9 protein-coding genes are annotated in these 11,246 nt (G+C 57.3%); 8 read left to right on the top strand and 1 reads right to left on the bottom strand.

Annotated features, from left to right (window positions below):
* The 8 genes from pseC to pseB all read left to right on the top strand — a co-directional run.
* The coding region (gene pseC, locus EGY25_RS06360) for a UDP-4-amino-4,6-dideoxy-N-acetyl-beta-L-altrosamine transaminase (protein ID WP_135194195.1) at positions 1-1,123 on the top strand (1,123 nt) is incomplete at its 5' end.
* Position 1,124: 1 nt separating this feature from the next.
* Complete coding sequence (gene pseF, locus EGY25_RS06355) at positions 1,125-1,829, top strand: pseudaminic acid cytidylyltransferase (RefSeq protein WP_135194194.1); 705 nt, start codon at positions 1,125-1,127, stop codon at positions 1,827-1,829.
* Between the two features lie 65 nt (positions 1,830-1,894).
* Complete coding sequence (locus EGY25_RS06350) at positions 1,895-2,857, top strand: hypothetical protein (RefSeq protein ID WP_135194193.1); 963 nt, start codon at positions 1,895-1,897, stop codon at positions 2,855-2,857.
* Positions 2,857-3,987 (top strand): ATP-grasp domain-containing protein, encoded by a 1,131-nt coding sequence (locus EGY25_RS06345; protein ID WP_135194192.1) that lies wholly within the window; start codon positions 2,857-2,859, stop codon positions 3,985-3,987. Before EGY25_RS06350 ends, EGY25_RS06345 begins: the two co-directional genes overlap by 1 nt.
* Positions 3,984-4,910, top strand: coding sequence for an NAD-dependent epimerase/dehydratase family protein (locus EGY25_RS06340; protein ID WP_135194191.1), 927 nt, complete (start codon positions 3,984-3,986; stop codon positions 4,908-4,910). Before EGY25_RS06345 ends, EGY25_RS06340 begins: the two co-directional genes overlap by 4 nt.
* Positions 4,907-5,965 carry a pseudaminic acid synthase gene (gene pseI, locus EGY25_RS06335; protein WP_135194190.1) on the top strand — a complete coding sequence of 353 codons (1,059 nt, stop codon included), beginning with the start codon at positions 4,907-4,909 and terminating at the stop codon, positions 5,963-5,965. Before EGY25_RS06340 ends, pseI begins: the two co-directional genes overlap by 4 nt.
* On the top strand, positions 5,962-8,988 hold the full coding sequence (locus EGY25_RS06330) for a hypothetical protein (RefSeq protein ID WP_135194189.1): 3,027 nt from the start codon (positions 5,962-5,964) through the stop codon (positions 8,986-8,988). The genes pseI and EGY25_RS06330 overlap by 4 nt, the downstream gene beginning before the upstream one ends.
* A gap of 46 nt (positions 8,989-9,034) precedes the next feature.
* On the top strand, positions 9,035-10,045 hold the full coding sequence (gene pseB / locus EGY25_RS06325; RefSeq protein ID WP_135194188.1) for a UDP-N-acetylglucosamine 4,6-dehydratase (inverting): 1,011 nt from the start codon (positions 9,035-9,037) through the stop codon (positions 10,043-10,045).
* Positions 10,046-10,108: 63 nt separating this feature from the next.
* On the opposite strand, the gene EGY25_RS06320 is transcribed toward pseB, so the two are convergent.
* Complete coding sequence (locus tag EGY25_RS06320) at positions 10,109-11,245, bottom strand: alpha/beta fold hydrolase (RefSeq protein ID WP_135194187.1); 1,137 nt, start codon at positions 11,243-11,245, stop codon at positions 10,109-10,111.
* Position 11,246: the final 1 nt, after the last annotated feature.

Raw genomic sequence — 11,246 nt, 5'->3', positions numbered from 1 at the left:
ACAGTGGATCGACGACGCCGACGAGGCTGCCGTTGTCGCAGCGCTAAGGTCGCCTCTCCTGACGCAGGGCGAGCGCATCTCAGAGTTCGAGTCAAAGTTGGCTGCCCGTGTCGGGGCTGAGCACTGTCTGGTCTTGGCAAACGCGACAGCTGCGCTTCATGTTGCCTACGCCGCCATGCAGTTGGAAGGGCGGGAAGGGATCACCAGCCCAAACACTTTCGTCGCGACTTCAAACGCGATGGCTTACGCGGGCATCACGCCGCGCTTCGCCGACATTGATGCGCGCACTCTGAACCTGGACCCGGAAGCCGCCGCCCGGGCGATCAATGATGCGACGGGGGTTATCGCGCCCGTCCACTTTGCTGGGCTACCGGCTGACATGAAGCGTTTTCAGGCCGTAGCCACGGAGCATGGGTTGCGCGTGGTGGAGGACGCCGCCCACGCCATCGGCTCACAATATCCGGATGGCGGTCAAGTTGGCGATTGTCGCTATTCGGACGCTACAGTTTTCTCGTTCCACCCCGTCAAGACTATGACCACAGGTGAAGGCGGCGCGATCACGACGAACGATCGCGCCCTGTATGACCGCATGGTGCTGCTTCGCTCCCACGGTCTCGAACGTGCGCCCGAGCAGATGGCGAAAGCCCCTGGACCATGGTTCTATGAACAGCAAATGCTGGGCTACAACTATCGAATGACTGAGTTGCAGGCGGCGTTGGGGCTTTCGCAACTCGCGAAACTGGATGGTTTCTGCATACGCCGCCAGCAGATTGTAGACGCCTACCACAAGGGTTTGGCTGGTCTGGAGTGGTTGACATTGCCTCATGTCGCTGAACAGTCAGTCTGTTATCACCTGTTTGTTCTGCAAGTCGACTTTTCATCGCTCGGCAAGAGCCGAAGCGATGTCATGGCGCAGCTTCGCCATGCTGGTGTGGGCACTCAGGTGCATTATATTCCCGTTCACCTACAACCTTGGTATCGCGATCACTTCTCGACCCAGATCGGCGATTATCCTGACGCGGAACGTTATTATGAGCGGGCGCTCAGCATCCCGCTTTTCCCGGCCATGACCGATGGCGATGTCGCGACGGTGATCGACGCAGTACGGAAGCTGAGCATTTGAGATGCGTATAGCTGTCATCCCCGCGCGTGGGGGGTCAAAGCGCATCCCTCGAAAGAATATTCGGCTGTTTGGGGGCCGCCCTATGATCGCCTGGTCAATTGAGGCCGCTCTCGCAAGTGAACTTTTCGATCAAGTTATTGTTTCGACCGACGACGAAGAAATCGCAACTATTGCTATCGAGGAAGGTGCCACAGTCCCGTTTCTTCGCCCTGCCGAACTGGCGGACGACTATACGCCGACCAAGCCGGTCGTATCACATGCGCTTCGGCATGTTCAGTCGGCCGAAGGGGCGCTGGTGAGCCACGCCTGTTGCATCTACCCTACCGCACCGTTTCTGCAGCCCGACGATCTGAAAAAGGGATGGCAGGCGATCGAGGAGGGAGGCTTCCGCTATGCCTTCGCCGCTTCAAGCTACCCCTACCCTATACAACGGGCTTTGCGTCAAATGCCTTCGGGCGGCGTAGAAATGCTATATCCGGAGTATCGCACCACGAGGTCGCAGGATCTCGAAGAAGCTTGGCACGACGCGGGCCAGTTCTATTTTGGTGATTCGCTTGCGTTTATCGAAGAGCTTCCTGTTTTCGCGTCCCACTCCATGCCTATCGCGCTTCCGAGATGGCGGGTTCATGACATCGACACGCCGGAGGACTGGTTGACGGCGGAGGTGGCATTTCGCGCGCTCTTTGACGGGCGTCGGCCTGAGTGATGATTGTCTTTCGCTGCAACGCCTCCTCAAATGTCGGGGTTGGTCACTTGATGCGGAGTCGAACGTTGGCGGCCGCCTTGAGAGCGCGGGGCGTGCCTTCTGTGATGTATGGGCCTGACGAAAACTGGCGTGAGCCGGCCGACGACGGCCTTTTCCATGCATGGCTGCCCCGTCCGTGGGTAGATTCCGGTTCCGATGCTCGGGGCCTTGTAGAGGCCTGCCGCATCTTCGGCGCGCGCGTCGCCGTCATCGACGACTATCGTGTCGATGACGAGTACCAGCTTTGTCTGCGCGAACACGGACTTACGTGGATGCAGCAGTTCAACGCATCTTCGCCGCCGGCGTTTTGGGGCGATTGGATTGTGAATGCAGGGCCAGGCGAAACCGCCGCGCGATACATCGACCATGTGAAAAACCCGCAAGCGACGTTCCTGCTCGGTCCCGAGTACGCGGTTCTGAGGCCGGAATTCCGGGGGGGGGGCACCGAGCTTCCATCAGGCAGGGTGTCGCGCATTCTGCTGTCGTTCGGGGGGGGGGATGATCAGGGGTTGGTCATCCGTCTGCTGTCGGCGCTTATTGCTGACGGGCCGCCAGACGTAGAATTCCGGGTCATGTCCGGTAAACGGAATCCGCGCAACGATAGTATCTCGGAATGGATCAACTACAATGCGCAAGGCCGCGTCACCTTATCGGTGAACCCGTCCGATGTCGTCGCAGAATATCGCGCCTGCCAACTTGCCATTATTGGTGGCGGTACCAGCACATTCGAAGCTGCGGCTCTTGGGCTTCCTATGATTATCGTCGCCATGGCTGATAATCAGAACCGTCAGGCCGTGGGGTGGGAGGAGCGCCACGCAGCCGTATTCGCCGGAGGCCTCGACACCTTGTCATTGGAAGGGCTAGTCATCCGTGTGACCTCTTTATGCGCTGATCCTGCCAGAGTTGCTGAAATGTCGCGTGCTGGAGTAGCGAGCGTCGATGGCGGTGGTTGCGAAAGGCTGGTTCAACGCCTTGTTGGAGTGATTTGATGGACGCCAAGAAAAGCGTCGCCCTGGTTCTAGGGGCGAATGCAGGTCAAGCTGACCTGATCCGATATTTGGTTCAGCACGACTGGTCGGTGACAGTATGCGCGCACAGACCGGGGGGAACTGGCGCCAAACTTGCAAATGCGTTCAAGCTCCAGGATGTGAGCGACGTCCAGGGAGTCACAGCACTCGCTAAGGAGATTAGGGCTGATCTGGTCTATTCGGTCTCGTCGGACATCGCTGTGCCAGCAGTTGTCGAGGCGTCCTCAGCCTTGGGGCTGCCCTATTATTTCGATCCGGCGCTTGTGGCTTTGTTGGACGACAAGGCGGCTCTTCGCGGCAAATTAAACGACGCAGGCTTAAGCGTAGTGCCCTACGTGAGGGCGCGCACGATCGCTGATTGTGCGAAATGGTCTGCCTATCCCTGCATGGTCAAGCCTGCGGACTCTCAGGGCCAGCGCGGGGTTGCGAAGGTGATGTCGGCGGATGGTCTGGAGCCAGCACTTCAAAATGCAATCGCCTTATCGCCAACCGGCACCGCCATTGTGGAGGGTTGGCTGGATGGTGTCGAGATTTCCTATAATGTTCTCGTGGCTGACGGCTGCGCGATTGTGAACGAGGTTTCGGAACGCCTTGTCCATGGCGATCACCTTGTCGGCGTGCCCCGTGGGCATTTGATCCCTCCGGTTGCCGTCGACGAGGAAGTCTGTCGCCAGGGCACGGAACTGGTTGAGGCGGTAATCGCTCTGCTGGGCATCAAGGATGGTGCCCTGTATTTCCAGATGAAAGCCACATCCCAAGGCCCTCGCATCATTGAGATCGCGCCCAGACTGGACGGTTGTCACATATGGCGGTTGATGAAGGCGTCGAGAAACCTCGACTTCCTCGACCTCTCAGTGCGCAGATTGTTGGGTGAAGATGTCTCGGCGGCCGCCAAGGGGGACGATCCAGATGGGGTGTACGAACTGATGTTCCAGCAAGCGCCTCCCGGAACGGTTTTTGATGCAAGTGCTTTCCCGAAACCCAAGGACGCCATTTATCACGAGTATCGCTACGAGGATGGCGAGCCGATACTTCCCATCAACGGCCGTCTCGAGGTCGTGGGCTATTACGTCCGCAAGTGTCAGGAATGAAGGTGGTGATAACCGGTGCTAGCGGGTTTATCGGTCGATATCTTGCTACAGCGCTGCGCGGCCAAGGCAATACCGTAGTCGGTGTTGGCCGCTCTGAGGCGGTTGCTTTGTCTGGCTCCACGGATTTGTTGCAAGTTCATACGGATTACTCGCTCCCGCATCTGGAGTCCCTTCTAGCCCAGGTGGATGTAGTCATTCATCTCGCTGGACGTCGCAGCCAAAGATCTGATCATCTTTTATCCATCACGCCTTTTGTTGAACCCAATCTATCGTTGCTGGAGCGCCTTTTAGACGCTTCAGCTTCGGCTCGCGTCAAGAAATTCGTTTTTGCCTCAACCATCGCCGCCTATTCGCAAGCCAACGCGGTTCCCTATCAAGAAAGCGATAAGGTTTCGGGACTTAACCCGTATGGTTGGTCCAAAATCGCTGGTGAAGGTCTCGTGGACCTGTGGGGGCGGTCCGGCCATATGCAAACTACGAGCCTGCGACTGGCGGCCGGTTTTGGCTATGGTGAGCGGCTCTCCGCAGTGCTGATGCGATTTATCGATCAGGCGTCCAGGAAAGAGCCGTTAATCGTTCGAGGCAATCGACATGTCGGCGTCGACCAACTCTACGTTAAGGATATCGTCGGCGCCTTCATGGCCGCTATTGCACCCAATGCACGGAACGGCCTCTTCAATATCGGCAGCGGCCGCGCCTATCGCTTGGAGGAAATGGCTTTAGCCGTAGCCAATGCATTTCCCGATGTGGAAGTCCGATTCGAAGATGATCCTGCCGTAGGCGCTGCAGGGCCTTATATGGACACAACCGCAGCCTCCACCGGCCTAGGATGGTGTATTGAGTGGCCGCTGGAGAAAGCTTTGGCCGATGTGTATGACACTTGGTGCGCCGCAACGACGCCCATAAAACGAGGTTCGAAATGAGTCGTCTGAAGCAAATCCTGACCGCATATACTGACGATGGCGATATGTCTCCGTTCATCATTGCGGAGATGTCAGGCAATCATAATGGCTCGCTTGAGCAGGCATTGAAGATCGTTGACGCCGCGGCCGATGCCGGCGCGGACGCGATTAAGCTGCAGACCTATACTGCAGATACGATGACGCTCAATATTGCTCAGGGCGAATTCGTGATCAACGATCCGAAGTCGCTCTGGAAGGGCAGGGCGCTATATGATTTGTACGCGGAGGCCCATACCCCATGGGAGTGGCATGCGCCGATAATGCAGCGCGCGCGGGAACGCAGCATTTTTTGTTTTTCCTCTCCATTCGACTCGACCGCAGTCGACCTTTTGGAAAGTCTGGATGTCCCTTGCTATAAAATCGCATCCTTCGAGTGTATTGATCTTTCGCTGATCAAGCGTGTGGCCGCTACCGGCAAGCCAATGATCATCTCGACAGGGATGGCCACGATCCAAGAGATAGCGGAAGCGGTGGATACGGCGCGTACCGGCGGGTGTCCGCATGTGGTCGTGTTGAAATGCACCAGCAACTATCCAGCGCCGCCGGAACACTCGAACCTGTTGACCATCCCTCACATGGCTCAACTGTTGGGATGTGAAGTGGGGCTGTCAGACCACACCATGGGCATCGGCGTGCCAGTCGCAGCCTGCGCACTTGGCGCGACCGTTATCGAAAAGCATTTCGTCCTCAATCGTGCCGACGGAGGCGTTGACGCTGCGTTTTCGGCCGAACCTGATGAATTGGCTTCTCTGGTTCAGGAAGCGCATCGCGCACGCCAGGCGCTTGGGCAAGTTAAGTATGGACCAACCGATGTTGAGGTGAATGCCCGCAACCGTCGTCGATCATTGTATATAGCTCAGGATATGCAGGCTGGCGACGTCCTAACAAAAGACAATCTTCGCAGTATCCGCCCGGGACTTGGATTGCCTCCGAAATATCTTGAGGTCTTGATTGGACGCAGGATTTCCAAATCCGCCAAGAGGGGCGATCGAATGAGTTGGGATTTGATCGGATGATCCTGTCCGATAGCGACGGTTCGTCCGGAGCCGTCGCCGCGACGGCATGGCGGCTTCGCGTGTCATCAATGCTTTTGGATGCGGGGCTCGCCGGCAAGGCTTCAGAACTTCTGCGGGCGCTTGACCGAAATACGCCTGGAAGCCCTGTCATTCTTGAGCGGTTGATACAGGCCGAGGTCGCGGCAGGGCGACCGGAGTCGGCTCAGGACTACGAGGTGGCGCTCCAACGCTTGTTATCAGAGCGAGCAGCGGGCGAGGTCGTGAGCCATGAATCGCTTGTCGCTCTGCTGATTTCAGCCGGTCGGCTTAGCGAACTCAACCTCGCCATTCCTCGCAAGGCTGCTCAAACCCTTGAGGCGCTTCTTTCGGACCGAGAACACATAGGGCCGCTGATCGCGGCCTGCGTTGAGGCGACAAAATCTCACCCTTCTAGTGTGTTGATCACTTATGCCCACGCCTTTGCGCTCGCACGACTAGAAGAGTTCGCAGCAGCGAATGAGGTTGTTCAGACTGCGGTGGCCGCAACAGTGATCGCCACGGACCCCGACGCTTATTTGCGTGTCCAGGGTCGCTTCGCCAGAATTTTGCGGATGGTGGACGCCGTCGCTCGCGATAAGATGGCCTGGTCGGCCAAGGCTGTCTTGGCTGATAACGCTACATCTGATATTGGCGGCGTGGAGGCGGGGACGCTCGACTCGGCGTCTGACATCGCTCCATCAGCGGTCCGAGCCAGCGCCGTGGATACCGAGGTCCTATTACAGGCCCGAATGCAGACGGCCTACCTGGAAGCTTGTTGGGCCAATTTCGAAGCCTCGAATACCCTGTCCGAAAAGCTTGCAGCCATTCGCGCGATGTTCCGGCAGGGCCTGCGGCGTGAACCTGATTACCACGACGCCTACAACCAAGCGCGTCGGGCATACGACCTCATTCGGGGATCGTGGAGGCCGCTTCTGGCAGGGAGTGCAAAGCTTGATAGTGTGGATGCCTCGGCCGGTGTTCGTCTTTTAATCCAGGTCAATCGTTTGGCTGACGAACTGGGTTTTCAAGATGACGCAGCCCTCTCGGAACGAGCGCTGGTGCGGTATCTCGGTCAGCCGGAAAACAAGGCGATGCTGTGGGTGATCGCCGAAGCGCTGGTGCGGATCAGACCAGACCATGCCAAGCGCACGGCGCTTTTGATCGCAGGGGTAGGAGCGCCCAAGAAGGATCATGAGATCCGAAGTTTCTTGTCGTGGGCCTTGCATTCGCGTCGCCACGATATGGCGCACGCGTTTTTCGAAGCGCTCCCTCCCGCGGTCAAACAGTCCTATGCAGTCTACGAATATGTGCGGATCCTGCAGCGCGAGGGACGGTTCGCCAAGGCATTGACTTTATGCGATGATATCTGCGCCACCTTGATTGAGCGTCCGGCGCAATTCGACCCTTGGCGGCACTGGACGTTAATCAGACGCGGCGACGAACTGCGATTTCTTCGCGACACCGCACGCTGGTTTAAGTCCGTGCCGCAGCCTAGCCATCCGAAGGGGGTCGTCATGCTTGCGCCGCGAAACGCGCAGCAACTGACGAAATATCCTCTAGTCGTGTTGATGGAGCTGAAGCGTCAGGGGTGGGCCGTCATTCCTCTTGTTCAGGGTGTTCTTCCTCGCGAAGCAACTGGCGACCCCCGCATCGACAAATTTATTGGCTGTATAACCCAGGACGGGCAATTGAATCCGTCGATAGCCGCTAACTTCATACCAATCGACGACTTTGTGGCGAACTTGGAGAAGGGGCGATTGGCTTGGGCCGGCGTCGACATGTCGCAGATACTTTGGGAAGAAGCAGCCATTAATCGTCGGCGCTTTTCGGTGGATTTCACCTGCCCGGCTCTCCAGCCATTTCTGGGTCGGTTGGTGAACTGGACACAGGTGCTTGGAACGGTTCTCCACACAGCGTGCAGCGAACTGGGCAGGATGCAGTTGAATGTGGGAACCGTGGTCTCTTACCAAGCCAGGCTGCCGGACGCCATCGTGCGTTTCTATTGCGCCAAGCGAGGCGATCCGCAGAAGTTTTTCTGTGTCCATGCGACGAACGGGTATGAGAACTACTTCGCGAATTTCAGCCGGCACTATTCGATGAAAGCGGGACTGCGCAATGTCACTGCGCATCCTGAAATCAGGACGGCCAGCTTCCCTGTTCCGCGAGATTTTCTGGCCTGGTACAAGGACCGCGAGGCGTTCGGTGCGGCCAATCTGGCAAGCGTGCAAGCGGTCACGCGCGTGCGCCGCGCTGCGCGCGAAGCGCCAACGCCTCCACCAGAAGCTTTGGCGTTAAGAAAACGCGTCCAGGAATGGAAGCGTGGCGGCGGGCGCGTAGCTTGTTTGTTCGGCAAGGTTGTCTGCGACATGGGAGCACCGACGGACGGGGGGCCCGCCCATGCGAACATGAAAGACTGGATCAACCATACGGTCGACTCGGTCCGAAACTCGCAAACACTATTGCTGATCAAGCCGCATCCTCACGAGATGCGTGACGAGATCGCGACTTTTATGACCGAGCGGTTGACGGACCTGATCGTCGACGATCTGCCGGATAACGTCATCATCGCCTATCCAGACTGGTTCGATGTCAGTGATATTTCCGAGCTTGTCGACCTTGGTGTCATCTACAATGGCACTACGGCGATCGAATTGGGGCTAGTCAGGGTGCCGGCTGTGCTGTGTTCTGACTTCGCCCCTATCGACTACCCGATCGGTCACGTTGTTCCGCGGGACAGGAACCATTATCGCAAGCTTCTGCGTTTCGAAGAGGCTGCCAGTGTGCCACAAGACTTGGCAGAGCGTGCTGCGGCCTGGATCCACTATATGAGTGGCGAACGGCTAGCGGTTCCGTACCGCTACCACTTCCGGCCTCTTACAAACAAACTCGAGGATACTCCACATTGGTTCGAGGATGACATCCTTAACTATTTGGCCGATGGCGACCCCAATGTTACGGCGCTAGCGAACAGAATTACAAAAGCTTCGCATCGAGCGGCGGCGTAACGACGCAGACTAGAATCTCCAAGAATTACAGAAGACTGATTTAGATATGTTTGACGACAAATCCATACTGATCACCGGCGGATCCGGTTCGTTCGGCAAAATGTATGTTCGAACGATACTGGAGCGGTATAAGCCAAGTCGCCTGATAATTTACTCACGCGATGAACTGAAGCAGTTTGAAATGCAACAGGTCTATAACGACCCGTGCATGCGATATTTCATAGGCGACGTGCGCGATCGCGATCGCTTGATCCAGGCGACCACCGATGTGGACTTCATTATCCACGCGGCGGCGCTGAAGCAGGTTCCGGCGGCCGAATACAATCCGATGGAGTGCATCCGTACGAACGTTCACGGAGCGGAGAATGTAATCCAAGCCGCCCTCGCCAATAATGTCGACAAGGTTATCGCACTGTCGACTGACAAGGCGGCCAATCCGATCAATCTGTATGGCGCGACAAAGCTGGCCTCCGACAAGCTCTTTGTCGCAGCCAACAATATGGCCGGGCGGCATCGCACACAGTTTGCTGTCGTGCGCTATGGCAATGTCGTTGGGTCGCGCGGTTCTGTCGTCCCGTTTTTCCAGGGGTTGATCGACCGCGGGGCAGGGTCGCTACCGATAACGGATGTGGCCATGACGCGTTTCTGGATTTCCCTGCAGCAGGGCGTCGACTTCGTCCTCAAGAATTTTGAGCGCATGAATGGCGGCGAGATTTTTGTCCCGAAAATTCCATCAGTGCGAATTGTCGATCTTGCGCGCGCCATGGCGCCTGATCTCGACCAGCATGTCGTTGGAATCCGACCGGGAGAAAAGCTGCACGAGATCATGTGTCCGGCCGACGACAGCCATCTGACGCTGGAGTTCTACGATCATTACGTCCTGACGCCGACAATCAAGTTCTTTAAGGGCGACGTGGATTACAAGCTCAACCGGATCGGAGAGGTCGGCGCGCCTGTGCGGCCAGGATTCGAGTACAATTCCGGTGCCAATGACGTCTTCATGAATACGGACCAAATCTCCGATTTCAATGCCGTCGCCTTGGCGCGCGGCGCCTGATCTCGACGCAGGACGGGGTGGCTAATGCTACCCTGTCTTGCCCTGTCCTGCGCCGTTCAAGGCTCAAGCCTTGATGGCGTCCCAGGTGCTTAGGCGGCTTTTATAGGCTGCGGCCTTTGGAGCTAGCGCTATCGCCTTTGCGAGGTCGGCGCGAGCTGCATCACGTTCCGTCGCTGACCATAAAGCTAAAGCACGATCATAAAGTACGCTGTGCGCGCTAGGGTGAATTGCGAGGGTCTCAGCGTGGAAGTCAGCAGCCTGAATATTCCTACGCAGTCCGCGAAGGGCGCGACCGAGGAAAAGTCTAGACTCGTGAGTTCTATCCAAGCTTGCAGCAACACCTAGATGCTGAAGGCTGGCTTCTGGCTGCTTGAGCAGGAGCAAGGCGCGTCCGGCGAGTAGCCGCGGAACGAGGGCGAACGGGCGCAACTGCACGGCGCGTCTGGCGGCCACCAGAGCATCCATCCCCCTTTTCTCCAAAACGCTCCTATATGCTGTCGCAATGCATTTAGCGTATTCGGGTGTTGCTAGGTCATCATCTTCGTTCCGCAGGCGAGGTAGCGTGCGCCCCGCAACGAAATTGTTTAGGTAGGGCGTCAACTGCCCCGTGGTTCGCAAATGACGAGGCAGTGCGTGATCTACGCCCTGGAGGCATGTGAGGACGAGGTTTGGCGTACCCATAAGTCGCGATGATTCCGCGACATCTATTACGTCATCGCCGCCAAATAACGACGTGATAGGCATTTTGGACTGCCGGATGAGGGGGCTCAGGTCGGGATAAGGTAGCGGGAAGTCGGTAGGGATATATTTCGCACTACGCGATCCGGGATGGCGAAGATGGGCCTCGAACGAGAATGCGAGGACGCGGGCGTCGACGTGCGTTCCATAGAGAACTGCAGCGCTGCCTCCCATGCTGGCCCCGATGCAGACAATTTCCGGCGCACGCAGAGCGGATGCCCATTCTCGGATCAACTCAGCGGTGCCGGAAACCGAACCGCCGAAACCGGGTACGCCATCTTGGTACCAGCGATTTTGCCCGTTGTTGAGCAAGATGCAACTTGCGGAGGCTCTTTGAGCATAACCCCAAAAATCGAACTCACCGTCATTTTTGTTCGTGCCCGACAAAAGAACGACAAGGGGGCCAGATCTTGGAAGCACCGCATGGTGAGCGCCGTTCAAATCGGAAGGCATGTCTTCCAAT

Source organism: Brevundimonas intermedia, from assembly GCF_004614235.1.
GTDB classification, from domain to species: domain Bacteria; phylum Pseudomonadota; class Alphaproteobacteria; order Caulobacterales; family Caulobacteraceae; genus Brevundimonas; species Brevundimonas intermedia_A.
The sequence above is the reverse complement of the archived record's forward strand: the minus strand, read 5'-3'. Positions and strand labels throughout refer to the sequence as shown.

What these genes read in the sequence shown, in the direction of transcription:
- pseF (WP_135194194.1), top strand. Translation starts at nt 1,125, where the DNA reads ATGCGTATAGCTGTCATCCCCGCGCGTGGGGGGTCAAAGCGCATCCCT.
- EGY25_RS06345 (WP_135194192.1), top strand. Translation starts at nt 2,857, where the DNA reads ATGGACGCCAAGAAAAGCGTCGCCCTGGTTCTAGGGGCGAATGCAGGT.
- EGY25_RS06340 (WP_135194191.1), top strand. Translation starts at nt 3,984, where the DNA reads ATGAAGGTGGTGATAACCGGTGCTAGCGGGTTTATCGGTCGATATCTT.
- pseI (WP_135194190.1), top strand. Translation starts at nt 4,907, where the DNA reads ATGAGTCGTCTGAAGCAAATCCTGACCGCATATACTGACGATGGCGAT.
- EGY25_RS06330 (WP_135194189.1), top strand. Translation starts at nt 5,962, where the DNA reads ATGATCCTGTCCGATAGCGACGGTTCGTCCGGAGCCGTCGCCGCGACG.
- pseB (WP_135194188.1), top strand. Translation starts at nt 9,035, where the DNA reads ATGTTTGACGACAAATCCATACTGATCACCGGCGGATCCGGTTCGTTC.